Raw genomic sequence first — 26,511 nt, 5'->3', positions numbered from 1 at the left:
AAGACCCATGCCCTATCAGCCACCCCCAGACCTTGCCTCCGCTTCATTGCTGGAGATTGCCGATGCGGTGGCCGCGCGCAAATTGCCGCCGCTGGAACAATGGACACCGGCTGAAACCATCGACAGCCATATGCGCATCGCCGCCAATGGTCAGTGGTATCATCAGGGCACCCCGATCACCCGGCCTGCCATGGTGCGCGCCTTCTCCACCCTGCTCCTGCGCGATGAGCAAGGATATTGGCTGGTCACACCGCAATGCAGGCAATCGATCGAGGTCGAAGACGCGCCCTTCATCGCCATTGACATGCAGATAAAGGACAAGGCTCTGGTATTCGCCCTGAACACTGATGAGCTGGTGGTGGCCGGGCCGGGACATGATCTGCGCGCGGAGGGTGATGCGGATTGCCCCGCGATCTATCTGCATGTCCGGCATGGCTGCGAAGCGCGGCTTGATCGGTCCACCTGGTTGCAACTGGCGCAATATGCGCTGGACCAGGGTGATGATTTGCATATTTCCAGCGCCGGCCAGCGCTATAGTCTGGCACCATCGGCATGAGCACATTGTTCGAACGGCTTCAGCGCCTGTTTGATGAAGGTCATGCCGATGATATTGCGAAACTGCGCAATGACGCAGAATTCGCGCCGGACAGGCTGCGCCCGGCAGCCGTGCTGATTGCAGTGACAGATCGCGCGGAACCGGGCGTGCTGCTTACGCACCGCCCCTCCACCATGCGCCAGCATGCCGGGCAGGTCGCCTTTCCGGGCGGCAAGCTGGAAACCGGGGAAGACGCCATCGATGCGGCCTTGCGGGAGGCTGAGGAGGAACTCGGCATCGACCCGGCGCAGGTGCGATTGATCGGCGCGACGGACCGTTATGTGACCGGCACGGGTTTTGACGTGACGCCCGTGCTGGGGATCATCCCGCAGGACTTGCCCATCCATCCGCATCCGCAGGAAGTGGCCGACTGGTTTGAAGCCCCTTTGCGCTTCCTGCTCGATCCAGCGAACCACGAAAAAAAACAGGCCCATCTGGGCGGTCGAATGCGCGAATATATCGAAATCAACTGGCAGGGGCACAGAATCTGGGGCGTAACCGCCGCCATGATCGCCAATCTATCCCGCCGCCTTGCCTGGGAGCAATTATATCATGGCTGAATTGCCATCCGCAGCGTGGACCGCACGAGCCGATCTTGCAAAATTGATCGAGGCGTTGGGGCCAGACAATGCCCGCTGGGTCGGCGGGGCAGTGCGTGACACGCTGCTGGGCCATGCAGTGGCCGATGTCGATTGCGCGACCCCGCTTCATCCCGATCAGGTGATCGAGCGGTTGAAACAGGCCGGGATCAAATCTGTGCCGACGGGCATCGCCCATGGCACCGTCACTGCCGTTTTGCCGCAGGGCAATGTGGAGATTACCACGCTGCGGCATGATGTTTCCACCGATGGGCGGCGCGCCACGGTGAGCTTTGCGAGTGACTGGCGTGAAGATGCCGCGCGGCGCGATTTCACGATCAACGCGCTCTATGCCGATCCCGTAAGCGGGCAAATCTTCGATTATTTTGACGGTCTGGCCGACCTCTCCGCGCGGCAGGTTCGCTTCATTGGCGATGCGCAGCAGCGCATTCGTGAAGATCACTTGCGGATTCTGCGCTATTTTCGGTTTCAGGCCCGCTTTGGCGCAGAGCTGAATAGCGAGGCTGAAAATGCCTGCTCCACCCTCGCGGCAACTCTGAAAGGTCTCAGCCGCGAACGTGTGGCTATGGAATTGCTGAAATTGCTCGCGCTCCCGGCGCCCGATGCCACCATCCGCCGCATGTTCCAGCTCGGCGTTTTGCCCGTAATCCTGCCCGAAGTAACGGAAGCTGGACTGGCAGAGCTGGAACGGCTGATGAAATGGGAAGCCAGCCAGGGTGCCGAGCCGTCTTCACTGCGCCGTATGGCGGCCCTGTTGCCGCCCAACGCAGAAACCGCCGCAGCCGTCGCGTCGCGCCTGCGCCTGTCGCGCAGTCAGAAGAAATATCTGACCATTCTGGCAGAACGCAGCCCGCAGGATGCCGGTGCACCGCGCGCACTGGCCTTTCGCAACGGCAAGGATGCGGCAATCGACCGTTTACTGCTGACGGGAGCAGATAGCCGCGTGCTGCAATCATGGGAAAACCCCGATTTTCCGTTGAAAGGGGGCGAGATTGTCTCTCGCGGTGTAGCCGCCGGACCGGATGTCGCACGTATCCTGCAAGCCGTCCAGAATCGCTGGATCGCAGAGGAATTTCCTGGCCGCGACAGGGTGGAAATCTTGCTGACTGAAGAACTGGGAAACTGACCGGATATTAGCACTCTTGCGCTTTGTGCAAAAGCCGCCTATCTGCCAATTGCTTCCGGCGCCATTACGGCGCAATCCTTTGCGAGCGTGAACCGCCATTCAGGCAGGTCCCGCAGAAGATGCACGGAAAGCAAGAACAGCTTCCCTTTTCACGCTTGGGTCGCCCTTTTGGCCCCTCACGTCAGGACAATTACGTCCCGTGGCGTGCACTGAAAGTATTTCATGTCATATTTTAAAGAACTCGGCCTGGCCGAACCCATCCTGCGCGCCCTGCAGGAAAAAGGCTATACCGAGCCCTCCCCCATCCAGCGCCAGGCCATTCCGGCCTTGATGGATGGCCGGGATATTCTGGGCATCGCCCAGACCGGTACCGGCAAGACCGCCGCTTTCTCGCTGCCTTCGCTGCACCGTTTGGCGAATGATCCCAAGCCGCGCCAGGCGGCAGGCTGCCGGATGCTCGTCCTGTCGCCAACCCGCGAACTTGCGGCGCAGATCGCTGAAAACATTCGCGGGTATGCCCTGTTTCTCAACCTGTCGGTGCAATGCATCTTCGGCGGCGTTCCGGCCGGCAAGCAAGCGAAGAAGCTGGTTCCGGGCTGCGACATTCTGGTGGCAACACCGGGCCGCCTGCTCGACCTGATCGATCAGCGCGCCCTGACGCTGCGCAATGTTGAAATCTTCGTTCTCGACGAAGCCGACCAGATGATGGATCTGGGCTTCATCAAGCCGCTGACCCGCGTCGCCAATTTGCTTCCGGAAAAGCGCCAGAGCCTGTTCTTCTCGGCCACCATGCCGCAGGCCATTGCCAATCTGGGCAAGCGCTTCATCAAGAACCCGGTCAAGGTGGAAGTGGCACCGCAATCGACCACTGCCGAACGGGTCGAACAATATGCGACCTTTATCAATCAATCGGAAAAGACCGCGCTGTTGACGCTCACCCTGCAAAAGGGCCTGGACAATGGCGAGATCGAACGCTGCCTGGTCTTCAGCCGCACCAAACATGGTGCCGACCGGCTTGTCCGCCATCTGGTCGCCGCGGGTATCAATGCCGCTGCAATCCACGGCAACAAATCGCAGGCACAGCGGACCCGCGCGCTTGATGGCTTCCGCGACAGCCGAATTCCCGTGCTGGTCGCAACCGATATTGCAGCACGCGGGATCGACGTTCCTGGCGTGAGCGCAGTGTTCAATTTCGAACTGCCCAATGTGCCAGAACAATATGTCCACCGTATTGGCCGCACCGCACGTGCCGGCCGTGACGGCATCGCCATCAGCTATGTCGCGCCGGATGAAAAACCCTATCTGCGTGACATTCAGAAGCTGACCGGTGTCACGCTGGACACAGTGCCACTGCCGGCCAATTTCTCCGAACAGGCAGCACAATTGCCCAAGCCTGCGCGCAAGCCCGCCGGGGCCGAACGCGGGGAAGGCGACCGTGACGGAGGCCGTCGGCGCAAGCCCGGTGGCGGTGGCGGCAATCGTCAGCGCAAGCGCAACCCCGGTGCCAAGGTAACACCCGCTGGTGGCGATAATCGCAAACCCGCCGGTCGCCGGCCAGAGCGCCGCCGCAGCGCACCTGCCAGCAGCAACTGAGCTGTACAGCTAAAACAAAGAGGGCCGGAAGTTCTGCTTCCGGCCCTCTTTTCATGTCTGTCTAAGGTCAGTTTTCGAAGCGATTATCGCGCGGAAAACCATTGGGCGGCATCCGGCCCGCCGCACCGCGCGCGACCTTCCACTGCCACATTTCCTTCTCGGTCCGCGTCCGGCCACTGTCTCCGCCCATCGTCCAGCTCAAACCCTCTTCGAGCTGCAAGGTCGTGGCATCGGACAGGCCGCCATCACGGTAGCGCTGCAACTGCACACCCTGTCCGCGGGTCATGACTGGCAATTCTTCCAGACTGAAGATGACGAGCTTGCGATTGTCACCCACCACCGCAACATGATCATGATCATCCGCGATCGGTTTGGCGATGGTCAGCTTCGCATCCCCTTTCAGATTGACGACCTGCCGCCCTTTACGGGTTTCAGCCAGCAATTCATCGGTTACCGCGCCAAAGCCCTTGCCCAGATTGCTGGCGAGCAGCAATTGCATCTTCGGCTTATGGACAATCAACGCGACGATATGCGCCGCCGCGTCAATATCCAGCGTGTTGCGGATTGGTTCGCCAAAACCGCGCGCACCGGGCAATTTATCCGCCCCCAGGGTGAAGAAACGCCCATCATCGCAGGCCAGCAGCAATTTGTCGGTCGTCTGCGCATGGACGGCAAAGGCAAAGGCATCGCCTTCCTTGAATTTGAAATCGCCATCCAGCGGCACATGGCCCTTGGCCGCCTTTATCCAGCCCTTTTCCGAGAGAATAACCGTTACCGGTTCCTTCTCGATCATGGCATCCATGCTGAATTCAACCACCGGCGCGGCTTCCGCTATGGTGGTACGGCGCGCGCCGAGCGCGGTATCCTCGCCATATTCCTTGCGCAGCGATTTGAGGTCGCGCTTAAGGCGGGTCCGCTGACGTGCCGGGCTTTCCAGCAGTTTTTCCAGCTCTTCCCGCTCGGCCAGCAGCTTATCCCGCTCCTGCCGCAGCTCCATTTCCTCCAGCTTGCGCAAGCTGCGCAAACGCATGTTGAGAATGGCTTCGGTCTGCCGGTCAGTGAGGTTGAATTCCGCCATCATGATCGGCTTGGGCTCATCCTCGTTACGGATGATTTCGATCACCCGGTCGAGATTGAGATAGGCAATGATATAGCCTTCAAGCAGTTCAAGCCGCGCGGCAATCTTGTCCAGACGGTGCTGCGTGCGCCGCTGCAAAATGTCGATCTGGCTGGTGACCCAATGGCCCAGCAATTCCTTCAGCCCCATCACCATAGGCGTGCGGGTGGAATCGAGGACGTTGAGATTGAGCCCGAAACGCGTTTCGAGATCGGTCAGCTTATACAGGCTTTCCTTGAGCAGTTCCGGATCGACATTTCGGCTGCGCGGGACGAGGACGATACGGATCTGTTCGTCGCTTTCATCCCGAACATCTTCCAGAATGGGCAGCTTCTTATCGGCAATCGCCTGCGCGATCTGCTCAATCAGTTTGCCCTTCTGCACCATGTAGGGAATTTCGGAGATGACGAGCTGATATTGCCCGCCATGCAGCCGCTCTATCCCGGCTTCACGGTCAGCGTCCTTTTCCGCCTCGGCCGCATGAAAGCGCCCGCGCACACGGAAGGAACCGCGCCCGGTTTCATAGGCTTTCGAAATTGCCTCTGCGCTATCAACCACCAGACCGCCGGTGGAAAAATCCGGCCCGGAGAACAATTGCATCAGCCGATCATGTTCGACCTGCGGATTATCAATCAGCTCCAGCGTTGCATCGATAATTTCAGCGACATTATGGCTCGGAATGCTGGTCGCCATCCCCACGGCAATACCGCTGGCACCATTGGCCAGCAGATTGGGGAACAGTCCGGGGAAAATCTCCGGCTCCTGCTCCTCGCCATTATAGGTCGGGATGAAATCGACAGTGCCTTCGTCCAGCCCGGACATCAGCGTCATGGCGGTACGCGTGAGGCGGCATTCCGTATAACGATAGGCTGCGGCATTATCGCCATCGATATTGCCGAAATTGCCCTGTCCCTGCACCAGCGGGTAACGCAAGGTAAAATCCTGCGCGAGACGGACCATCGCATCATAGACCGCGACATCGCCATGCGGGTGATATTTACCAATCACATCGCCGACCACACGGGCCGATTTCTTATAGGCATTGCCGGGATCAAGTTTGAGCGAACGCATCGCCCATAACAGCCTGCGATGCACGGGTTTCAGCCCGTCTCGCAAATCCGGGAGAGACCGCGCGGTAATCGTCGACAGGGCATAAACGAGATATCGCTCGCTCAATGCGCTGTCGAAAGGCGCGTCTACAATGCCGTCCAAAGGGTCTTTGTCGTGGTCGATCGTCGTGGCCATGCGTTTTGCCCTACCACTGCCACGGCTCGCAGGACAGTACGGAACGCATTGCTATCCCCGATGGTTGAAAGGACAAATAGATATCAAGGAGTTACATATGACCAAGAACATCATGATCCTCGCCACAAACGGTTTTGAACAGTCAGAACTGATGGATCCAAAGGCCAATCTGGAAGAAGCTGGCTTCACCACCACCGTCGTCAGCCTTGAAAGCGGTGAAATCACCGGCTGGAATGAAAAAAACTGGGGTGACAGCGTCAAGGTCGAGAAAACCGTCGACGAGGTTTCCGCCAAGGATTTCAGCGGCCTGTTGCTGCCGGGCGGTCAGATCAACCCGGACATTCTGCGCATGAATGAAAAGGCGGTTCAGCTGGTGCGTGATTTCAACGAGGCTGGAAAACCAATTGCCGCAATCTGTCACGGCCCATGGATGCTGGTGGAGGCGGACATCGTGAAAGGCAAAACGCTGACCAGCTGGCCATCCGTCCGCACCGATCTGAAAAATGCCGGAGCGAATGTGGTCGATAAGGAAGTTCAGCAGGACGGCAATCTGATCACCAGCCGCAACCCGGATGATATTCCGGCCTTTTCAAAGGCTTTGATCAAGTCCTTGCAGGAACAGCGCGAAACAGAGGCCGCCTGATAACGCGCATATATCAGAATCGTCTAATATATCAGATGGTCGAGAGACCCCGCCCGTACCGGCGGGGTTTTTCTTTGGATCTGCAGGATTTACGCGAAGATCCTGTGGTGTTTATCAATAACGCTGCACATCGCGGCTTTCGCCGGGGATGTGAACGGTCAATCCGTCGAGATCTTCCGTCAGTTCGATCTGGCAGGAAAGGCGACTGGTGGCAGCCACCCCGGCGGCGAGATCCAGCATGTCCTCTTCTTCCTCACTCGCCCGCTGCAGCTTCGCAAACCATTCGCTTGCTATAATTACATGGCAGGTGGAGCAGGCCATCTGACCTTCGCACGTCCCCTCCAGCGGCATTCCCGAATTTTGTGCGACTTCGAGCAGTCGATCCCCGGCGGAAGCCTCGGCATCAATCTGTTCACCCTTGGGCGTGATGAAGTGGACCCTGATCATCTCTATCCTTGTTTTGCCGCTGCATCATTGATGATTTGAGCCGCTTCTTCAAGCTCTGCCATCGAAGTGTAACGTCCAAAGCCGAGACGGATGGAATTTTTGGCCTGCGCATCGCTCAGCCCCAGCGCGCGCAGCACATGGCTGGTCCGGCCTGATCCGCTGGCACAGGCAGACCCGGCAGAGAAGGCAATAGTGCGGGCGTCAGATAGCAACCGCGCCACATCCAGCCCATCGCGGCGCAGATTCAGATTACCGTGCCAGCGCGGCTCAGCCGCTCCGTTCAGTGTCCAATCCGCAAACATTTCACGCGCTTTCAGCCAAATTTTCTCCACATCCGCGCGGTCCTGCTCCATCCGCTCGACCGCCAGCTCCGCTGCCACACCAAAGCCGGCGCATAATGCCGGGCTGAGTGTGCCAGAACGCAGCTGCGCCTCCTGCCCGCCGCCGGTGGAAACACAGGCAAGTTCCACCCCGTCCCGCACCCACAGGGCGCCGATCCCCTTGGGGCCGTAGAGCTTATGGGCAGAAACCGCGATCAGATCGGCCTCCTGCGGCGGGGCGATCTTGCCCGCGCCCTGCACGGCATCGCACAGGAACAAGGCGCCCGACGCGTGTGCCCGCTGCGCCAGTTCCTCAACCGGCTGGATAGTGCCGATTTCATTGTTTACCTGCATCACTGCACACAGGCCGCAATTTTCCGGCAGCGCGCAATTCGGATCGACCAATCCTTCATCGCTGACCGGCAGTTCCACCGCACCGCTATCCAGCGCATGTGCCGTTTCCAGCACCGCTGCATGTTCGATGGCCGAGACGGCCATGCGCCTGTCCCCTTGCAGTGCATGAAACCCGCGCATGGCAAGGTTGATCGCTTCGGTCGCGCCGCTGGTGAAGATGATCTGTCCGCCAGCGGGAAACAGACGCGCGACCCGTTCCCGCGCAATGTCGACCGCGGCCGCGGCCTGCCTGCCGGCCCGGTGCGGACTGTGCGGATTGGCAAACCCCATATCCTCGGGCCCGCTCAGCCAGCGCAGCATGGCCTCGCGCGCCTCTGGAGCGAGCGGCGTCGTCGCCTGATAATCGCAATAAATCATGCCGTTTTCCCGCAGGCGGAGCGCGCCATGGCAATCCACTCAGCGCAAAATGCCTCCACCTCTGCTCGTGTGGTGTTCCAGCCGAAACTGACGCGAATGGTCCGCGCGGCCACATCCGCATCCAGCCCCATCGCCTCCAGCACATGACTGCCCCTGAGACTTCCCGATGAACAGGCGCTGCCCTGACTGACGGCAAACCCCTTCATATCGAAGCGCATCAATTGCGCGCTGCCCGACAGCTCAGGCATGGCAATCGCTTCGATATAGGGCGTGTGATCGGCCAGCAAATCAGCCAGTCTGAGACCGCCCAATTCGACAATCGCCGGGGCCAGATGGGTTTCGATCGGTTCCAGGACATCGGGGCGGCAATAGGGTGTCTCGCAGGCCTCCAGCGCTGCCGCCAATGCCGCGGCGGCAGGCACATTCTCTGTCCCCCGGCGATATCCGCGCTCCTGCCCGCCGGAAGGATGCAGCAAGGCATAATCGCGTAGCAGCAAGGCCCCAATGCCAATCGGGCCGCCCAGCTTATGGGCCGAGACGATCACCGCATCCGCTTCCACCGGCAAAGGGAATTTACCCGCGCTTTGCGACGCATCGACGAGCAGCATATCGCCAGGTCGCAGCAGGGCCTTGATCGCGGCCATATCCTGCCGGTTGCCGGTTTCTGAATTGATGCTTTGCACCGCGATCAGGGCCGATCCGGCCAGCCCGTCAAGCGCGGCGGCCAGAGCATCCCGGTTCAACCCGCCATCATTGCCCACGGCAATGATCTGCGCCTTGGCAGAGGCTTTGAGCACGGCATCATGTTCCACCGCACTCACCAGGCAATGGGCGGCCTTGCTTTGGCCCATGGCGATGGCGGCAGCTTCGCTCGCGCCGGCGGTCAATATCACTTCACCGCCCCAGCCCAGTGCGGCGGCAATTCGGCGCCGCGCATCCTCCAGCACAGCGCGCGCGGCGCGCCCTTCGGCATGCGGGCTGGAGGGGTTGGCCCAACTGGCCTGCGCCTGCACCTGCGCGGCGGCGCTTTGCGGGCGCAGCGGTGTCGTGGCGGCATGATCGAGATAAATGCGGGATGTCACCTAGACTGCTTGCCTTCCTGGGCCGTTTGGCCTCCCGCGCCCCTGTCAGAGCGGCGCGCTTAAATTTGTTTTCTGTAATTGCGAAAAACGCTGCAAGCCCTATATAGCCTGCACCATTTATTGCGCCACCCGCGCTTCCCACTCATTGTTCGAGAGACGCATATGCCCTCCGTCATTTTTCCCGGTCCCGAAGGCCGCCTTGAAGGTCGTTTCAAACCGGCTCCGCGTCCACGCGCCCCCGTGGCCATGATCCTTCATCCCCATTCGCAAGGCGGCGGGACGATGAACGACCGGATCGTGCAGCGTTTGTACAAGACCTTCACCGATCGCGGCTTTGCCACTTTGCGTTTCAACTTCCGCGGTGTCGGCCGCAGCCAGGGCAGTTTCGACAATGGCGTTGGCGAATTGTCCGATGCGGCATCGGCGCTAGACTGGGTCCAATCGATCCACCCCGAAGCGCAGCAGACCTGGATCGCCGGGGTCAGTTTCGGCGCGCTGATCGGCATGCAATTGCTGATGCGGCGTCCGGAAATTCGCGGCTTCATCTCGATCGCACCGCCCGCCAACATGTATGATTTCTCGTTCCTGGCCCCCTGCCCGGCAAGCGGGATCATCATTCAGGGCAAGTCGGACACGGTGGTTCAGCCGGCCGCTGTGCAGAAGCTGGTCGACAAGCTGCGCACCCAGAAGCACATCACCATTCATCACGATGAAATTTCCAAGGCCAACCACTTCTTCGAAAATGAAATCGAGGAGTTGATGGGGTCGGTGGACAAGTATCTGGACTTCAGACTTGATCCCAAATGCGAAATCAAGTGATTGATCAAACAAGATAAATTTTCAAAGGGTCGCCCGTCTGGCGGCCCTTTTTTGTAGCGCGGCCCCGCATAAGCGTGTAAAATTAAATACAGTCCGGCAAAGAGAATGCGCAAAGCGGCGAGCCGGATTTTTATCGGAGAGTGAATGTATAAGAGAGGATAAGAGCATGACATATGCGGAACAAAAGGTGAATAATTCGCGCCGCTTCACGGCACTCGTTGCAGTCGGCGGTATTCATGCGGTCATCGGCTATGCACTGGTTACAGGCCTCGCCGCCGATATGGTGGACAAGGTGATGCCGCGTATAGAGGCGACCATCATGCCGCTCGATCCTCCGCCGCCGCCCGAAATCGTGCCAGAGCCGGCTCCGGCCAATGAAGCGGCGGCAAATCCGCCGATGGCCCCCAGCCCGGCCTTTCCGCTCACCCCGCCGCAGCCCGATCTGACGCTCGAACCCTTCGAACCGCTGACCGATATCGGGCCTGTAGTGCCCAAGGTGCTGCCGCCGGCGGTGCCTTCCCCCAGCCCCTCGGTCACACCGGCCGCCACCCCCGAAGCGGCCAGCCCGCGCAATAATCCGGGCAGCTGGGCGACACCAAATGACTACCCCTCGCGCGCCTTGCGTGAAGGACAGGAAGGGGTTGCTTCATTCCGCGTGGTGGTGGGCAGCGATGGCAAGGTGCGATCCTGCGAAATCACCGCATCCAGCGGCCATGCGCTGCTCGACAAGGCGACCTGCGACAATGTGACGCGGCGTGCGCGCTTCAACCCGGCGAAGAATGACAGCGGCGCGAAAGTGGTCGGCACCTATAGCAGCCGGATTCGCTGGACGATCCCCGACTGAGATTGAAGCCGCAGAGGTAACCGATCCTTCCGGCGTTCAGATCTGCGCTCCGGAAGGATCACCCGCCTCTATCTGCTCCGACATGTCGAGCAGATTTTCGCCTTCGGCATTGGGCAAGGTCCAGATGGCGACATTGACGATCATCACCAGCGCCAGCACCAGCATCAGCCAGACCTGCTTCATCGCGCCGCCGCGGCGCCAGAGATAGGCCGCACCGGCCAGCAAAACGAGAGCGGTGAAAACCAGCAGAGACAGAGCCATATCCATGGACGCAGCTTTAGGCCCGCCATGCGGAAGGGAAAAGACCCTTAAAAACCTGGCCTGTTATTTTTATTGACCTTGCGCGGGCCGCACGCGCAGAAAAGGGCATGACGATTTCATCAGCAACTTTCTCCCGCCGTGCCACGCTTTCCTTATTGGGTGCAGGCGCGTCTCTTTCCATCCTGCCCGGCTGTATGCGCCAGAGCGCCGGCAATCTGGTGTCGGCACCGCCCGCCTCCGCCGATGCGCTGCTTGATGATGTGGCGTGGAACCTGCTGCAGCACATGCCGACCAGCGCCACTGCCATGGGCGTCGATAAGGGCGAGCATGCCGCGCTACGCAGCCAGTTGAGCGATGCCTCCCCTTCCGGGCAGGCTGCACTGGCGGCAACGCTGCGGCAGGATCTTGCGCGCGTCCGCGCGGTTGACCGCGAGGCGCTCGATCCAGTGACGCGCACCAGCTTCGATGTGATCGACAGCTGCTATTCTACATCGCTCGATGGGTTTGCCCTGCCCTATGGCGATGTCTCGGTCGGCGGCTGGCGCAATGCCCCCTATGTCGTGATCCAGAATGTCGGCGCCTATATCGATTTGCCGCGCTTTATGGATGCTGACCATCCGGTGCGGGACCGCTCTGATGCGGAGGCCTATATTGCGCGGCTGGAGCAAATTCCTGCCGTGCTGCAGGGCGAGCTTGTGCGGATTTCCGCCGCACGCGAAATGGGCGTGGTGCCGCCCGCCTTCCTGCTCGACAAGGCCATCCCGCAAATGGAACGCACACTGGCCGATGCCCAGGCCGGCGGATCACTGGTGGATAGCATTGCCGACCGGACGCAGAATATCCCCGGGAATTGGAGCGCGCAGGCGGCGGCTCTTGCCAGCGGACCGATCGCCGATGCCTTGGCGGCACAACTCGCCGAGCTGAAGCGCCAACGCAGTCTCGCCACGCAGGATGCAGGGATGTGGGCACAGCCAGGCGGCGATGAATGGTATGATTGGGCCTTGCGCGCCAGCACCACAACGCAAATGTCTGCGGATGAAATCCATGCCGTGGGTCTGGAGCAGCTGGCCGAAATCCACGGTGAGATGGAGCCGATCCTGCGCGATCTCGGCTATACTGAGGGTCCGGTCGGCACGCGCATGACCGCGCTGGCGGAAGATCCACGCTTTAAATTTGCAGAGGGCGATCCGGGCCGTGCGCAAATCATGGAGTTTATTAAGGAACGGATTGACTGGATCACCGCGCAAATGCCGCGCGCGTTCAACACTCTGGTCGATCCCAATCTCGAGGTTCGCCGGCTGCCCCCTGCCGAAGAGCCCGGTGCACCGACGGCCTATGGCGGGGCAGGATCGAAGGATGGCACCATTCCGGGCAAGATGTGGATCAATCTGCGCACCACCGATCTCCATCGCCGCTATACACTGCCCACCTTGGTCCATCATGAAACGATTCCGGGCCATGTGTGGCAGGGGGAATATGCCAATCAATTGCCGCTGATCCGTTCGATCCTCGCCTTCAATGCCTATTCCGAAGGCTGGGCTCTGTATGCGGAGAAGCTGGCGGATGAATTGGGCGCTTATGCCGAGCATCCCGCCTGGAAGCTGGGATATCTTCAGGATCAGGCATTCCGCGCCTGCCGGCTGGTGGTCGATACCGGGCTGCATGCCAAGCGCTGGACGCGCGAAGAAGGCATCCGCTTTTTTGTCGAACGCAATGGCGACAGTCCTGAGGAAATCATCAGCGAAGTGGAGCGCTATTGCAGCTGGCCAGGTCAGGCCTGCGGTTACAAGATCGGCCAGAACGAAATCCTGCGCCAGCGCGCGCTCGCCGCTGAGACCATGGGCAGCGCCTATGACATAAAGGGCTTTAACGACGCCGTGGTTCTGGGCGGCAATGTGCCACTGGATGTGCTGGCCAAGAATGTCGGCCGCTACATCGCTTCGGCTGGATAGGAAGAATTATGAGAGGCGCCGGGGCACGCATGCCCCGGCTGCCCGACCAAGTCATTGGCTTATTTTTTGCCGAACAGACCCTGTGTAAGTCCGCCGAGATCGTCGAATGGATTGCCGTCGCCATCCTGATCAAACATCGAGGCAAATTGCATCAGAGAGCCTTCACCGCCGATCGCGGCGATAATCTGACGCAGAATATCAGGTGACAGACCGGTTTCGGCCGCCGCGCCTTCCACAGTATCTCCTTGTTTCTGATGCATCTGTGCCAGCACCGCGATCGCGCGTTCCGCGACTTCGGGTTCGATCCCGATCTTATGCGCCAGATTGCGCACATCATCCGGTGCCGCCGCGATATTGCCCAATATTCCGTCAAACATACTCATCATTCGGTCTCCTTCAGTAGCCATTTAGGATGCTCGAAGCCCCGCTCCAATGGCAAGGTGACATTACCGGCAAAGTCACTGCCGAAAATCTATCCCCCGAACGGCCAGAAAACACGGCGGCGAAGACCTTCCCTGACAGAATGCGCCTTATGCGCGATTGGCGTGAGGATGCCCTGCCCGCCGGCGTGACAAGCGCAGCCCATCGCGCATGTTAAGCCCCAGCAAGGTGATATTGACGGCACCCGCCACCAACTCAATGGCCTGCACCCCATAGAAGCTCATGTCGAACGCGCCTGCCTGCGCCTTGGACGATAAATAGAGAGCGGAGGGAATCAGGATCAGGATGCCGTTGGCAGCAATGAAGGGCATCCGCTTCTTCTTGGCGCTGACCAACGGACCGCGCATGCGTTTGCCCAACCGAAATCCCGACCCACCCACTGCCATCAGCGCAGGAACCAAAAGGAAAAATCCGTAGGGAATCAGCGTCTTGACCGTCGTTACAGCCTGTTCTCCGCCAAATGCCTCACTCCAGAGAGTAGAGAGCCAGAAGCTCAGGATCGTCATCAGTGCAACGATGCCGGCGATAGGATGAATGATCTTGGCCATGACGGAATTCCTCAAGCTGACAATTAATATATAGTCAGCTATATAATACTTGAATAGCGAGCTATGCAAGTGCTAAGAATCCGCCATGGAATTTGTGAAGGATCAGTCGGCGGGATATCTCGCGAACCACATGGCGCGCATCTTCGCGCATGGCCTGACCGCGCGGATCAAGCCTCTGGGCCTGACCACCGGCACGTTTCCCGCGCTGTTGGAATTGTGGGACACCGACGGTCTGACTCAGAAACAACTCGTCGAGCGGCTCGATATCGAACAGGCGACGATGGCCAATACATTAGCGCGTATGGAGCGTGATGGTCTCGTTATCCGCAAGAAGGACCCGAACGATAGGCGCGTTCAGCGCGTCTGGCTGACCGATCGTGCCCGCAACTTGCGCGGCCCGGCCATGGCAGCCGCGCAGGAAGAGAATGCGGCACGGCTGGCGGCGCTCACCGCAGAGGAAAAACGGCAATTCGTCGCGCTGATGCAGAAGGTCATACAAACCAGAATGCCGGAAAAGCAGGGCAATGTTTAAACGGTAATCAGCGCAGAACTCGCGCTGCCGCCCTCGCCGCTTCGATTGTTCTGCATATAAAAAAGGGGGCGGCAGCCCACGGCCCCGCCCCCTTTTTTTCACAAATGTAGTCCGAACAATCAGGCGCTTTGCGGAGCCGCCTGACGGACGCCTTCATCGACATGCGCTTCAAATTCAGCGAAATTGTCAACGAAGAGCTGCACCAGCTTCTGCGCCGTTGCATCATATTCGTCCTTATTCGCCCAGGTCGAACGGGGATCGAGGATCGAATCGTCAACTCCCGGCACCGAAACCGGCACTTCGAAGCCAAAATTCGGATCCTTGCGGAATTCCACATCGTTCAAAGAACCATCGAGCGCGGCATTGAGCAGCGCGCGTGTTTCCTTGATCGGCATCCGCTTGCCGGTGCCGTATTTGCCGCCGGTCCAGCCGGTGTTGACCAGCCAGCAGGAGACGCCGCCCTTGGCGATGCGTTCTTTCAGCAGATTGCCGTAAACGCTCGGGTGACGCGGCATGAAAGGCGCACCGAAGCAGGTAGAGAAGGTGGCTTCCGGTTCGGTCACGCCAATTTCCGTACCCGCGACCTTGGCAGTGTAGCCCGACAGGAAGTGATACATCGCCTGATCAGGCGTGAGACGCGAAATCGGAGGCAGCACACCGAAGGCATCGGCGGTCAGCATGATCACATTGGCCGGTACGGGGCCGAGGTTCTTGTCCGAAGAGTTCGGGATGAAGTCGATCGGATAAGCACCACGGCTGTTTTCGGCGAGTGAATTGTCGTCGAAATCAAGCGTGCGGGTTTCTTCATCCATCACGACATTTTCGAGCACCGTGCCGAAACGCTTGGTGGTGGCGAAAATCTCGGGCTCGGCTTCTTCGGAAAGCTTGATCATCTTCGCATAGCAGCCGCCTTCGAAATTGAAGACTGCCGTATCGGACCAGCCATGTTCGTCATCACCGATCAGCGTGCGGCTGGCATCGGCGGACAGCGTGGTCTTGCCCGTGCCGGACAGGCCGAAAAATACCGCCGTCTTGCCATCATCGCCAATATTGGCGGAGCAATGCATCGGCATCACCTTCTTGGTTGGCAGGAGATAGTTGAGAATACCGAAGACGCTCTTCTTCATCTCGCCGGCATATTTGGTGCCACCGATCAGGATCAGCTTTTCGCTGAGATTGACCGCGACGACCGTTTCGCTGCGCGTGCCGTGACGCGCAGGGTCGGCCTGGAAAGTCGGCAGATCGATGATCGTATATTCGGGATCGAACCCATCCAGCTCGTCCGCCGTGGGACGGCACAGCAAGGTGCGGATGAACAGATTGTGCCATGCCAGTTCGTTGATCACGCGGACTTTGACCCGGTGCTCCGGCTGCGAACCGCCGAACAGATCGGCGACATAGAGTTTGTCCTTCTTCGCCAGCTCAGCGAAGAAATCTTCCTTCAGTGCGGCAAAGTGGTCGGGCGTCATCGGCACATTGACCTTGCCCCACCAAACCGTGTCTTCCGTTTCCGCATCACGGACGATAAATTTGTCCTTGGCGGAGCGGCCCGTATGCTTTCCGGTCTTGACGACGAGCGGGCCATCCTTGGCCAGCTGACCTTCGCCATTACGAATAGAATTCTCTACGAGAGCGGAAGTACCGAGATTAGCCAGAATGGTGGCATCGGTACTAATACCTTGTTTAGACAAAGGCACAGAAAGCGTATTGGTCACTGGATATCTCCCACAAAATCCAGATGCTGCGCAAAGCACAGCAAGGCGAAGGTAAAGCTCGCGCATAAGGGTGATAGGCTCAACCGTCAAATCGACTTGAAACGAAGCCAATGTTCATTCTAATTTTTTGAAACGTAACGCAATAATTCCATCGCTTTACCGCAACTGCTAGCGCGCGAGGGAAATTTGCCGATTTGCCAGACAGGGCCGCAAATGCGAAAGAGAGCCCAAGACAATCACCGGCAGGAAACCGTATCGGATGGCGAGAGAATTAGACCCTCAAGGGCTTTCGGCACCGGCTGATGACTCGGACGGCGGGCGCCAATTAATTATCGCCCTGGTTGATGATGACCGCAATATCCTCTCGACTTTGTCCATCGCCTTGCAGGCCGAAGGCTTCGCCACGCGCGTCTATTCCGATGGCGAGGCGGCGCTTAAGGCCCTGATCGACAATCCTGCCGATCTGGCCGTGTGCGATATCAAGATGCCGCGCCTGGACGGGATGGAATTGCTGCGCCGCTTGCGCGAAAAATCCGACATCCCGGTCATCTTTCTCACAAGCAAGGATGATGAACAGGACGAGGAGGCCGGACTCGCTCTCGGCGCGGATGACTATATTTCCAAACCATTCAGCCTGCGCCTGCTGGTGGCCCGTATCCGGGCGATATTGCGCCGGGTTTCACTCGCCGCCCCCACCGCGTCGTCACAGTCGGCCGAACATGGTCAGACACCCAGACTGGAGCGCGGACGGCTGAGCATGGACCCCGACCGGCATCATGTCTTATGGGACGGACGCGAGATTGCCATCACGGTGACCGAATTCCTGATCCTGGAAACGCTGGCACACCGGCCGGGCGTTATCAAAAGCCGCAATCAATTGATGGATGCCGCCTATCCTGACACGATTTTCGTCGATGACCGGACAGTAGACAGCCATATCAAACGTCTGCGGCGTAAATTCCGCGCCGTGGACCCGGATTTTGGCGCGATAGAAACGCTCTATGGCGCCGGTTACAGTTTCAATGACGGCGACTAATCAGCACCGCCGGCTGGAACGGCTGGCCTTCCCGCTCCGTGCATCGCTCACCGCGCGTATTCTGGCAGTCAATATTCTGGCCCTGGCTCTGCTGGGGGGCGGCCTGTTTTTCCTCGATTCCTATCGCCGGCAATTGCTCGAGGAACGCTTCCAGCTGGCGCAAAGCGAAGCCCAGATTTCAGCCGATGCCCTCGCGGGCGCTGCCCGTGAGCGGCAGGAGGACCTGCTGCGGCAAATCGGACAAGACCAGCAATTGCGCCTGCGGGTCTATGACCGCGATGGCGCGCTGCTCCTCGACAGTTTTGAACTGGGCCCGCCCAGCTTCACCTTGATCGATCCGCAAAGCGAACCCTGGTATCAACATACGGCCCGTCTGCTAGACATCGGGATGGACTGGATGGTCGGTGCCGCCCCCATTCCCCCATATCGGGAGCATGAGGGCGCCAATGCCGAGGATTTTGAAGAAGTCGTGCAGGCGCGCACGCGGAAACGCACGCAAATGCGTCTGCGTTATGCGCCGGACCGAACGCCCATGATCACCGCCGCCGCACCGATGGGCACGGATGGCAAAATTCTGCTCATCACCCGCAACGCGATCGATATTACACAGGACGTGCGCGATGCACGCCAGACGCTTGCCATCATCACCGCCTTGGCGATTTTCATTTCGGTGCAATTATCGCTCTATCTCGCCCGAACGATCGTCAAGCCGCTGCGCCAGCTCGTGCGGGCTACTGTCCGGGTTCGGCTGGGCCGGGAACGCGCCGTGGAAGTACCGCGCATGACCGAAAGGCGTGACGAGATCGGCCTGCTGGCACGCGCCGTTTCCGACATGACGAGCGCTCTGCGAGAGCGGATCGATGCCGGTGAAAGCTTCGCCGCCGATGTCGCGCATGAAATCAAGAATCCACTCGCCTCGCTGCGCAGTGCGTTGGAAAGCTTGCGCCATGTGGAGGATACCGACCTGCGCGACAGGTTGATGGAAATCGCGGCGCATGACGTCCGGCGGATAGACCGGCTGATCACCGAAATTGCCGAGGCCAGCAGGATCGATGCAGAACTGAGCCGGGCCGTTTTTGAACGGGTGGATCTGGCCTCGCTGGTGGAAAATGTTGTGCGGAGCCGTGAGGATCGCGGCGGTCATGCAGGGTTGAAAATCCATATGGAGCAAAGCGCAGGAGATATGGATGTGCTTGGCGTACCGCTGAGGATCGAAAGGGTGGTTGAAAACCTGCTCGAAAATGCGGTGTCCTTCTCCCCGCCCGGGGGTAGCATAACGCTGTCACTGGCCCGGATGGACGGAATGGTCCGGCTTGAGGTTGTGGATGATGGCCCCGGCATTCCCGAAGCCGAGCGCGGCAAGGTATTTGAACGGTTTCATTCGCTGCGCCCTGAAAGCGAGAATTTCGGCGATCATAGCGGGCTGGGCCTCGCCATCGCGCGCACCATTGCCGAGGCACATGATGGCCATCTGACCGCCCAGTCACGCAGCAATAACCAGCCCGGTGCCCGGCTCGTTCTGGAACTCCCCGCCGCATGAGTGTTCAGCTTCATCAGGCGACTGCCGTGGCAATCGGGAATTGCGGCGTGCTGATCGAAGGCGAACCGGGAAGCGGCAAATCAGGCCTGGGACTGTCCTTGATCGATCGCGGCGCGGTCCTGATCGGTGATGATGGCGTAGCGCTGCGAACAACAGAGCATGACATATATGCTGATCCGCCGCCCAATATCTCTGGCCTGATGGAGATTCGCAATGTCGGCATTGTCACAATGCCGGTAACATCCGCCCCGCTGCGGCTCGTGATTGCCCTGTCTGCCAATGCGCCACGCTTTGTCGACACCGCCGAAAATCGCAATATTTGCGGGTTCAGCCTGCCCTGTATCGCTTTGTTTCCCGACACGCCCTACCTTGCTCTCCGGGTTGAATGGGCGCTGAAACAATATGGCCGCTCCCCCGCCCCGCGCGCATGACGGCGCGGCCGGTCTATTCGTGTAACAATGAAGGCCAGTGCGCCGCTTAAAAGCAGTCATGCACATGTCAGAGACCGGCAGGCTCTTCACATTTGTGACGCACAAGCGCAAATGAGCTGAATGTCCAGCGACTCGCCTTCAGGCAGACAGAGGATCATCCTCGTCACCGGCATGCTCGGCGCCGGAAAAACGACCGCACTGCGCGAGTTGGAGGATCTCGGCTGGGAGCCGATCGACAATTTCCCGATCCGCCTGCTCGACCGTCTGTTGAATGTGGATGACAGCCGTCAGCAAAGCCTTGGGCCGCTGGCCATCGGCTTTGATTGCCGCACGCGCGGTTTCGTACCCGAAGCCGTGATCGAGCAAGTCAAACAGCTCACCGACAGCCCCGACATTCTGCTGACGACGGTGTTTCTCGATTGTACCGACAATGAGCTGGAGCGGCGTTTCAATGAAACCCGGCGGCGGCACCATCTGGCGCAGGAAATGCCGGTCAGTCAGGGAATCAAGGCCGAGCGGGAATTTCTGGCCCCCTTGCGCCGCTGGGCCGATGTGCTGCTCGACACGTCGCAATTCTCAACCAATGATCTGCAATTGGCGATCCGCGAACATTTCACCGCGACCGCTTCACGCGGGATGACCGTCACGGTTTCCAGCTTCGGCTTTTCGCGCGGTATGCCTCCGGTGGCCGATCTCGTATTCGACATGCGCTATCTCGACAATCCACATTGGGACCCTGCGCTGCGTGATCTGACCGGGCAAGATGCCCCGGTCGGCGACCATATTGCGAGTTCGGAAGGCTTTATCAGCAGCTTCCCCCGAATTCGCGATCTTGTTCTCGACCTGCTGCCGCGATACGAAAAACAGGGCAAAAGCTACGTCAATATTGCCTTTGGCTGTACCGGAGGGAGACACCGGTCAGTATATACAGCGGAAAGAATGGCCGCCACCTTGCGTGAGAATGGCTTTTCGCCCACGGTGCTGCACCGCAATCTTAAGTCACGCGCAACAGAACTAATCGAAGGGCCGCAAAAGTCGTGACGAAAGCTAAACTGGATTTCCGGCTATTCTGCCGCCCGAATGCGCCGTGGCCTGGCGTGCGGCGATGCAGTGCCGGATGGATTGTGAGTATCTTATCCGTATGATCGGGATGATTCTGGTAACCCACGGCCAATTGGCTGAGGAATTCGTGCATGCGATGGAGCATGTGGTCGGCACGCAGGAATGCGTCGCCACCGTCTGTATCGGTCCTAATGACGATATGGAGGCCCGACGGGACGAAATCGCGCAGGCCATTTCCACGGTCGACCAGGGTGAAGGTGCCGTGATTCTGACCGATCTGTTCGGCGGCACCCCGTCCAACCTTGCCATATCCTTGATGCGCGCCGGTGAAGTGGAAGTCATCGCCGGAATTAACCTGCCGATGCTGATACGGCTTGCAGGCGCGCGAAAATCAATGAAACTGGTCGAAGCAGTAAATGCCGCAAGGGATGCGGGGCGCAATTATATAACGATTGCCTCGGAATTTCTTGGTAAGGATGTGTAACTGGCAGACAGCTGGTTGAGGGAGAAGGAATTTGGATAGTGCATCGGCGCGCGTGGAAATCGTGAACAAACGGGGTTTGCACGCCCGGGCCAGTGCCAAATTCGTGGGGGCCGCAGCCGCCATGGAAAGCTCTGAGATTACCGTGGCCAAAGATGGCACTGCCGCAGCTGGCGGGTCGATTCTCGGCCTGATGATGCTGGGCGCGGCCAAGGGCGATACCGTGGAACTTACCGTAACCGGCGAACAGGCCCATGCACATCTTGCCGAACTGGTCGGCCTGATTGAAAGCGGCTTTGGCGAAGATTGAATTTTGAATGTTTCGACAGATTACCGGTTTTTCCAACCCCACCGTCAAATATCTGCGCTCCTTGCGCGACAAGAAACACCGCCGGCGCGAAGGCAAGTTTCTCGCTGAAGGCCTGCGCCTGCTCACCGACGCGCGCGAGAACGGCTATTTGCCCGAAAGCGTTGTCTTTGCCGAAGGACGCGATTCGCATCCTCTGCTCAGCGCGCTGATTACTCCGGTTCACGCAGCCGGGGGTGAGATTATCGAAACCACGCCCGACATTCTCTCCAAGATCACCGGCAAGGATAATGCCCAGTCTATTCTGGGCGTCTTCCCCGAATTCGATACCAGCCTGCAATCAGTGGACCCTGCCTCGGCCGATATCTGGCTGGTGGCGCAGGCTCTGCGCGACCCCGGCAATCTGGGCACCATGCTGCGCACCGGCGATGCCGTGGGCGCTGGTGGCGTCATCCTGATCGATGATTGCGCCGATCCCTTTTCAGTTGAGGCCGTGCGCGCGAGCATGGGCGCGATTTTCACACAAAAGCTGGTGCAAACGCGGTGGGAGGAATTTCACCCCTGGATGCAATCGCATGACGGGCAATTGGTGGCCGCATCGCTGCGCGATGCACAGCCCTATCGCGCGGCACCGTATCGCGCGCCCTGTTTCGTGATGGTAGGCAATGAATCGCAAGGCCTGCCCGAAGACTATGAAATGGCCTGCGATCTGCGCGTGACCATGCCGATGCGCGGCCGGGCAGACAGTCTGAATGCGGCGGTTGCCGCCGCCGTGCTGTCCTATGAAGTACTGGCCAGTCTGGACGCCTAAAACCCGGCACCCGAAAATCGAGCAGCAAAATTCTGCTGGTTAGTTAAGCCTATGCTCAGCCTATTGGCTGCACAATCCGGCCATGCGTTCGATTCGGCTTTTCCTGTTCACCTTTTCCGCGGCTGCCATTCTGAGCGGCTGCGCGATTCGTCCGTCCCCCGACCGCGAACTGACGGGCAGCGAATGGCGTTTTCAGTCGCTCGACGACACCGCTTTCGCGCAAGAGCAGGGCCATTTGCGGTTTGAAGATGATCGCATCAGCGCCGATATTGGCTGCAACCAGATGGGCGGTCCGTGGCATGTGAATGGAGACCGCCTGGTGGCCGGGCCGCTGGTAAAAACCGAAATGGCCTGTCTCGACAGTGATGTTTTTGCGGCTGAGCGGGGGCTGGCCGCCTTGCTGGTCGCCGCGCCGAATTTCAAGCTGGATGGTGACAGGCTGACGCTGCGCTCTCGCGGGCACAGCGCCATTCTGACCCGGGTCAATCGCCCGCCAGAAGACTCGTAATGCTCCATTTCTGATTACGGCTGGAGGCGACCAGGTGGTAATCCAGCACGCTGCGCAGCTTATCCGTGGGTAGGAAGCCATGCTCCCCATCCTTCAGGGTCACTTCCTGATATTCGGCATCGGGTTTGACCCCTTTCACTTCCACCAATTGCCAGGAAACCCGCTGAATCGTATCAGATTTGGCCGAAGGCTTTTCCTGCAAGGCAACATTTTCATCCGTCACAACCATCGCGCGCGCGGGATCAATCCAGTAACTCTTTTCCGTGTAATACCAAGGGAGGGTAATTCCGCCCTGCTTATTGGCCGAACAGCCAAGCGTCAGCAGCGCGTCAAGTTCGTCCCATAATTTCCAGCTTGGATCATTCAGGCGCTTGCGCAATTCGTCAGCGCCGGATGCGCCCGCAGAATCCAGCTTGATGTCATCGGCAGCCAGCGCGATCAGCCCATCAGCGTCGCGAGCCTCCACCGCAGTGGCCAGATTCTCACGAAAATCGGATGCACCCTTTACATCCTGACACGTGTCACGTGGCGCGTAAGGGCCCGGGGCAAGCGGTTCAACTTCCGGGGAGCTGAGATTGGCGATTTCTTCCGCCTTGGCCACCACGTCATCAGCAGGCGCTTCATGGCGATTACAGCCGGCCAGAGCCAGCACCAATGCTATTCCAGCAACACCCTTACCCAACATTCGCCTACTCATGCTCCTCTGGAATCTCCGCCGCATGGCGCGGCGCACCGTCTACCAAGGGTATATCGTCATCAATTTCCCGTTTGCCAATCTCGATATGCTTTTCTTTTAGCTTTCTGGCCGAAACCAGCACCCGCGTATCGAAACTGCTGGCGAATTTGTTGTAATTCCCGACCGCCTGCTCGAGCGATTTGCCCATCTTGGACATATGCGATTGCGCGACCGCCAGCCGGTCATACAATTCACCGCCCAACCGGCCGATTTCGCGCGCTTCCTCGGCCAGCCCCACTTGCCGCCAGACCTGCGCAACGGTGCGCGCAATCGCCACCAGATTGGTCGGCGTTGCCAGCAGCACCCGCTTTTCAAACGCAAAATCCCAGAGCTGGGGATCGGTTTCGAGCGCGGCGGCGACAAAATGTTCGCCGGGCACGAACATCACCACATAATCCGGCGCATCTTCAAACTGGCTCTGATAACTCTTGGTGCCGAGCTGCTGCACGTGATTGCGCATGGCCTTCGCATGGGCCAGCAGCGCCAGATCGCGGTCTTTCTCATTATCCGCGGCAAAGGCATCCTGATAGGCATTCAGCGAAACCTTGGCGTCGATCACCAGCTTGCGATGACCGGGCACATTCACGATCGCATCCGGCCGCAGGCGGCCATCCTCTGTATCGATCGAATGTTCGGTGACGAAATCCGTATGTTCAGCCAAGCCGCATTGTTCGAGCACATTTTTCAATTGCTGCTCACCCCAGCGCCCGCGCGCCTTGGGCGCGTTGCGTAGGGAGTTGCCCAGCCGGGCGGCCTCCTTGCGAACTTCCTCCTGCCCCTCGTGCATATTCTTCAAAAGGCCGGTCAGTTGGCCGAAGGCATCGACCCGCTTCGCTTCGAGTTCCGCCACCTGCTTTTCATAATTTTTAAGATGCTCCCCAACCGGGTGAAGCAAAGCACGGATTTTCTCTTCCGAGCTTTTCTCCGCATGGCCGAAGCGTTCGGTCGCGCGCTTGAGGAAACTTTCCTGCGCTTCACCCAGCACTTTGGAGCCGGTGTTCTGAAATTCCTTGAGCAATTGTTCGCGCGTTTCGACCAGCATGCGCTTCTGCTCTTCAAATCCGGCAGCCTGCGTCTTGAGTATGGTCAGTTCCTCCCGCGCGGCATCGAGCTGCTCCGCCAAACGATCGGCACGCGCAGCCCGGTCGCTCATCGTCGCCAATTCCGGCGCCATGCGGGAAATGCGCTCGGCGTAATCCTTCGCCTCCGCATCGCGGGCCTCGAAACGGGATTTCCATTCCGCCACCGGGCGCGAACCGAAGAACCAGCCTGCCCACAGACCAACAGCGGCCCCGAGCAGAATAACGATAAGTATGAGCAGGGATTCCATGCGTCCTGTCTAAACCAGAACGCATAGTGAACGCCAGCCCTGTGCTGGCGCTATCCCCTCAAAAAATGTGCAGGGTGGGTCAGGCTGCCTTGCGCAGCTTGTCCAGTTTCTTGAGCGCCATGCTGCGTTTGAGACGCGACAGGTGGTCAATGAACAAAATGCCTTCCAGATGGTCCATCTCATGCTGGATACAGGTGGCCATCAGGCCTTCCAGATCCTCTTCATGGGTTTTGCCTTCCAGATCCTGCCAGCGGACGCGGCAGGTGGCCGGGCGATCGACATCGGCATAGATTTCCGGGACCGACAGGCAGCCTTCCTGATAGCTGCGAAATTCCTCACTCGGGTCGAGTATCTCGGGATTGATGAAAACGCGCGGTTCGTTCTTCACCGCCATATGCTGATGACCGCATTCATCATCGCCGCAGCTTTCGGGTTCCGCGTCGGGATCGGGTTCCTGCAAATCGATCACCAGCACGCGCAGCGGCACGCCCACCTGAATCGCAGCAAGCCCGATACCGGGTGCGTCATACATCGTTTCGAACATGTCATCGACGAGCGTCTTGAGCTCCGCGTCGAAAGTCTCGACGGGCTTGGACACGGTCTTCAGCCGGGCGTCCGGCACTTCCAGGATTTCACGAATAGCCATGCGCGCTAGATAAGGGCGGCTTCGTTCCGGCGCAAGTCGCTGCATGCGCCGGATTTTCAATCGCTGTAATCGATTGGCCGCGCGGGAGCGGCCCGCGCGGCCAAAGGACTATTCAGCTATTGTCCTCAACTGGCGCATCGGGACCGTTGCTCTTTATCGAATCGATGGCGTTCTGCGCACTCGCCTTGCTGGAATACCCTTCGGTCGAGAACATGATTTCCGAGTTATATTTAAACCGCACGCGAAATTCGCCCGCCTTGTCTTTGTATATCTCAAATTTATGCGCCAATTTGTCCTCCTGCACTTGGTTAACAGGAGTTAAAGTACAGCTTCGATGCCCTCAGTCAAATTGGAAGCTTAGCCCAGCGGGCGGCGCGCGCGCAGGGCCTGAGCCAGCGTTCCCTCATCCAGATAATCCAGCTCTCCGCCAACTGGCAGGCCGTGGGCGAGCTGGGTAATGCGCACCGGCATATTCTCCATCCTCTCGGCAATATAATGCGCGGTGGTCTGCCCCTCCAGCGTGGCATTCATCGCCAGCACGATTTCATCCACCCCGCCTTGCTCCACGCGCGCGAGCAGACTGCCAATGGCCAGATCTTCCGGTCGCACGCCTTCCAGCGCGGACAGCCTTCCGCCCAATACATGATAGCAGCCAGTGAACAGCTTGGCCCGGTCCAGCGCCCACAGGTCGGAAACATCCTCCACCACGCAGATCTGGCTCTGGTCACGCCTGGAATCCGCGCAGATGCCGCAGGGATTCTTCGTATCCACATTGCCGCAAGTGTCGCATTCCACCAGCGTGTCGCGCACCGCAGCCAGCACGTCCAGCAATTGCGGCAATGCACTCTCACGCCGTTTGACCAGCCATAATACGGCCCGCCGCGCCGAACGCGGCCCCAGCCCCGGTAGCCGCGCCAATGCTGCGGAAAGCGCCTCGATCTCTTGCGATGCCATGGTCTCGCAGATAGGGCCT

At 59.3% G+C, this 26,511-nt stretch carries 30 protein-coding genes; 17 read left to right on the top strand and 13 right to left on the bottom strand.

Going from position 1 to position 26,511, the window contains the following annotated elements; genetic code table 11:
* Positions 1–7 precede the first annotated feature (7 nt).
* From GRI91_RS00460 to GRI91_RS00445, 4 genes are all read left to right on the top strand, one after another.
* On the top strand, positions 8–556 hold the full coding sequence (locus tag GRI91_RS00460; protein WP_160734687.1) for a DUF1285 domain-containing protein: 549 nt from the start codon (positions 8–10) through the stop codon (positions 554–556).
* Complete coding sequence (locus tag GRI91_RS00455) at positions 553–1,155, top strand: CoA pyrophosphatase (RefSeq protein WP_160734686.1); 603 nt, start codon at positions 553–555, stop codon at positions 1,153–1,155. The genes GRI91_RS00460 and GRI91_RS00455 overlap by 4 nt, the downstream gene beginning before the upstream one ends.
* On the top strand, positions 1,148–2,320 hold the full coding sequence (locus GRI91_RS00450; protein ID WP_160734685.1) for a CCA tRNA nucleotidyltransferase: 1,173 nt from the start codon (positions 1,148–1,150) through the stop codon (positions 2,318–2,320). Before GRI91_RS00455 ends, GRI91_RS00450 begins: the two co-directional genes overlap by 8 nt.
* Positions 2,321–2,542: 222 nt before the next feature.
* Positions 2,543–3,913 carry a DEAD/DEAH box helicase gene (locus GRI91_RS00445; protein WP_160734684.1) on the top strand — a complete coding sequence of 457 codons (1,371 nt, stop codon included), beginning with the start codon at positions 2,543–2,545 and terminating at the stop codon, positions 3,911–3,913.
* Positions 3,914–3,980: 67 nt separating this feature from the next.
* Here GRI91_RS00445 and parC read toward each other — a convergent pair whose 3' ends face one another.
* A complete protein-coding gene (gene parC, locus GRI91_RS00440) occupies positions 3,981–6,275 on the bottom strand; it encodes a DNA topoisomerase IV subunit A (protein ID WP_160734683.1) in 2,295 nt (764 codons plus the stop codon).
* Positions 6,276–6,372: 97 nt separating this feature from the next.
* Here parC and GRI91_RS00435 point away from each other — a divergent pair, with 97 nt between their 5' ends.
* Positions 6,373–6,918: a type 1 glutamine amidotransferase domain-containing protein gene (locus GRI91_RS00435; RefSeq protein ID WP_160734682.1), complete on the top strand. Its 546-nt coding sequence runs from the start codon at positions 6,373–6,375 to the stop codon at positions 6,916–6,918.
* Positions 6,919–7,032: 114 nt separating this feature from the next.
* Here the strand turns inward: GRI91_RS00435 and GRI91_RS00430 are convergent, their stop codons facing one another.
* Genes GRI91_RS00430 through GRI91_RS00420 form a run of 3 tightly spaced genes read right to left on the bottom strand, consistent with a single transcriptional unit; the run spans position 7,033 to position 9,538 of the window.
* Positions 7,033–7,365: a 2Fe-2S iron-sulfur cluster-binding protein gene (locus GRI91_RS00430; protein WP_160734681.1), complete on the bottom strand. Its 333-nt coding sequence runs from the start codon at positions 7,363–7,365 to the stop codon at positions 7,033–7,035.
* 2 nt (positions 7,366–7,367) lie between these two features.
* Positions 7,368–8,456 carry a cysteine desulfurase family protein gene (locus GRI91_RS00425; RefSeq protein ID WP_160734680.1) on the bottom strand — a complete coding sequence of 363 codons (1,089 nt, stop codon included), beginning with the start codon at positions 8,454–8,456 and terminating at the stop codon, positions 7,368–7,370.
* Positions 8,453–9,538 carry an aminotransferase class V-fold PLP-dependent enzyme gene (locus GRI91_RS00420; protein ID WP_160734679.1) on the bottom strand — a complete coding sequence of 362 codons (1,086 nt, stop codon included), beginning with the start codon at positions 9,536–9,538 and terminating at the stop codon, positions 8,453–8,455. Before GRI91_RS00420 ends, GRI91_RS00425 begins: the two co-directional genes overlap by 4 nt.
* Positions 9,539–9,700: 162 nt before the next feature.
* On the opposite strand from GRI91_RS00420, the gene GRI91_RS00415 reads away from it, so the two are divergent.
* On the top strand, positions 9,701–10,357 hold the full coding sequence (locus tag GRI91_RS00415) for an alpha/beta hydrolase (RefSeq protein ID WP_160734678.1): 657 nt from the start codon (positions 9,701–9,703) through the stop codon (positions 10,355–10,357).
* A 166-nt stretch (positions 10,358–10,523) separates the two neighbouring features.
* Entirely contained in the window at positions 10,524–11,201 is a 678-nt protein-coding gene (locus tag GRI91_RS00410; protein ID WP_160734677.1) for an energy transducer TonB, read from the top strand.
* A gap of 36 nt (positions 11,202–11,237) precedes the next feature.
* Here GRI91_RS00410 and GRI91_RS00405 read toward each other — a convergent pair whose 3' ends face one another.
* Positions 11,238–11,468, bottom strand: a complete 231-nt coding sequence (locus GRI91_RS00405) for a hypothetical protein (RefSeq protein ID WP_160734676.1) — start codon at positions 11,466–11,468, stop codon at positions 11,238–11,240.
* A gap of 101 nt (positions 11,469–11,569) precedes the next feature.
* Between GRI91_RS00405 and GRI91_RS00400 the strand changes: the two genes are divergently transcribed.
* The gene (locus GRI91_RS00400) at positions 11,570–13,414 is read left to right on the top strand and encodes a DUF885 domain-containing protein (protein ID WP_160734675.1); all 1,845 of its coding nucleotides are present in this window, start codon (positions 11,570–11,572) and stop codon (positions 13,412–13,414) included.
* Between the two features lie 59 nt (positions 13,415–13,473).
* Here the strand turns inward: GRI91_RS00400 and GRI91_RS00395 are convergent, their stop codons facing one another.
* Both GRI91_RS00395 and GRI91_RS00390 read right to left on the bottom strand, forming a co-directional pair.
* Positions 13,474–13,800, bottom strand: coding sequence for a hypothetical protein (locus GRI91_RS00395; protein ID WP_419866817.1), 327 nt, complete (start codon positions 13,798–13,800; stop codon positions 13,474–13,476).
* A gap of 144 nt (positions 13,801–13,944) precedes the next feature.
* On the bottom strand, positions 13,945–14,403 hold the full coding sequence (locus tag GRI91_RS00390) for a hypothetical protein (RefSeq protein ID WP_160734674.1): 459 nt from the start codon (positions 14,401–14,403) through the stop codon (positions 13,945–13,947).
* Positions 14,404–14,488: 85 nt separating this feature from the next.
* On the opposite strand from GRI91_RS00390, the gene GRI91_RS00385 reads away from it, so the two are divergent.
* A complete protein-coding gene (locus tag GRI91_RS00385; RefSeq protein WP_160734673.1) occupies positions 14,489–14,935 on the top strand; it encodes a MarR family winged helix-turn-helix transcriptional regulator in 447 nt (148 codons plus the stop codon).
* 119 nt (positions 14,936–15,054) lie between these two features.
* On the opposite strand, the gene GRI91_RS00380 is transcribed toward GRI91_RS00385, so the two are convergent.
* Positions 15,055–16,650, bottom strand: a complete 1,596-nt coding sequence (locus tag GRI91_RS00380; RefSeq protein WP_160734672.1) for a phosphoenolpyruvate carboxykinase — start codon at positions 16,648–16,650, stop codon at positions 15,055–15,057.
* 259 nt (positions 16,651–16,909) lie between these two features.
* Between GRI91_RS00380 and GRI91_RS00375 the strand changes: the two genes are divergently transcribed.
* From GRI91_RS00375 to GRI91_RS00340, 8 genes are all read left to right on the top strand, one after another.
* On the top strand, positions 16,910–17,686 hold the full coding sequence (locus tag GRI91_RS00375; protein ID WP_160734671.1) for a response regulator transcription factor: 777 nt from the start codon (positions 16,910–16,912) through the stop codon (positions 17,684–17,686).
* Positions 17,673–19,226, top strand: a complete 1,554-nt coding sequence (locus GRI91_RS00370; RefSeq protein ID WP_160734670.1) for a stimulus-sensing domain-containing protein — start codon at positions 17,673–17,675, stop codon at positions 19,224–19,226. The genes GRI91_RS00375 and GRI91_RS00370 overlap by 14 nt, the downstream gene beginning before the upstream one ends.
* Positions 19,223–19,657, top strand: coding sequence for an HPr kinase/phosphorylase (locus tag GRI91_RS00365; protein ID WP_160734669.1), 435 nt, complete (start codon positions 19,223–19,225; stop codon positions 19,655–19,657). Before GRI91_RS00370 ends, GRI91_RS00365 begins: the two co-directional genes overlap by 4 nt.
* Before the next feature lie 120 nt (positions 19,658–19,777).
* A complete protein-coding gene (gene rapZ / locus GRI91_RS00360) occupies positions 19,778–20,698 on the top strand; it encodes an RNase adapter RapZ (protein ID WP_160734668.1) in 921 nt (306 codons plus the stop codon).
* A 100-nt stretch (positions 20,699–20,798) separates the two neighbouring features.
* Positions 20,799–21,203 carry a PTS sugar transporter subunit IIA gene (locus GRI91_RS00355; protein WP_160734667.1) on the top strand — a complete coding sequence of 135 codons (405 nt, stop codon included), beginning with the start codon at positions 20,799–20,801 and terminating at the stop codon, positions 21,201–21,203.
* 31 nt (positions 21,204–21,234) lie between these two features.
* Complete coding sequence (locus GRI91_RS00350; protein WP_160734666.1) at positions 21,235–21,510, top strand: HPr family phosphocarrier protein; 276 nt, start codon at positions 21,235–21,237, stop codon at positions 21,508–21,510.
* Positions 21,511–21,517: 7 nt separating this feature from the next.
* Positions 21,518–22,318, top strand: coding sequence for a TrmH family RNA methyltransferase (locus GRI91_RS00345; protein WP_160734665.1), 801 nt, complete (start codon positions 21,518–21,520; stop codon positions 22,316–22,318).
* A gap of 82 nt (positions 22,319–22,400) precedes the next feature.
* Positions 22,401–22,826 (top strand): META domain-containing protein, encoded by a 426-nt coding sequence (locus GRI91_RS00340; protein WP_160734664.1) that lies wholly within the window; start codon positions 22,401–22,403, stop codon positions 22,824–22,826.
* On the opposite strand, the gene GRI91_RS00335 is transcribed toward GRI91_RS00340, so the two are convergent.
* The 5 genes from GRI91_RS00335 to recR form a co-directional block, all read right to left on the bottom strand.
* The gene (locus GRI91_RS00335) at positions 22,801–23,523 is read right to left on the bottom strand and encodes a hypothetical protein (RefSeq protein ID WP_160734663.1); all 723 of its coding nucleotides are present in this window, start codon (positions 23,521–23,523) and stop codon (positions 22,801–22,803) included. The genes GRI91_RS00340 and GRI91_RS00335 overlap by 26 nt on opposite strands.
* Positions 23,516–24,892 (bottom strand): DNA recombination protein RmuC, encoded by a 1,377-nt coding sequence (locus tag GRI91_RS00330; RefSeq protein ID WP_160734662.1) that lies wholly within the window; start codon positions 24,890–24,892, stop codon positions 23,516–23,518. The genes GRI91_RS00335 and GRI91_RS00330 overlap by 8 nt, the downstream gene beginning before the upstream one ends.
* A 79-nt stretch (positions 24,893–24,971) precedes the next feature.
* A complete protein-coding gene (gene def / locus GRI91_RS00325; protein WP_160734661.1) occupies positions 24,972–25,538 on the bottom strand; it encodes a peptide deformylase in 567 nt (188 codons plus the stop codon).
* 112 nt (positions 25,539–25,650) lie between these two features.
* The gene (locus GRI91_RS00320; RefSeq protein WP_160734660.1) at positions 25,651–25,827 is read right to left on the bottom strand and encodes a YegP family protein; all 177 of its coding nucleotides are present in this window, start codon (positions 25,825–25,827) and stop codon (positions 25,651–25,653) included.
* A gap of 68 nt (positions 25,828–25,895) precedes the next feature.
* On the bottom strand, positions 25,896–26,492 hold the full coding sequence (gene recR / locus GRI91_RS00315; RefSeq protein WP_160734659.1) for a recombination mediator RecR: 597 nt from the start codon (positions 26,490–26,492) through the stop codon (positions 25,896–25,898).
* Between the last annotated feature and the right edge of the window lie 19 nt (positions 26,493–26,511).

The organism is Altericroceibacterium endophyticum (assembly GCF_009827595.1).
Taxonomy (GTDB): Bacteria; Pseudomonadota; Alphaproteobacteria; order Sphingomonadales; family Sphingomonadaceae; genus Altericroceibacterium; species Altericroceibacterium endophyticum.
The sequence above is the reverse complement of the archived record's forward strand: the minus strand, read 5'-3'. Positions and strand labels throughout refer to the sequence as shown.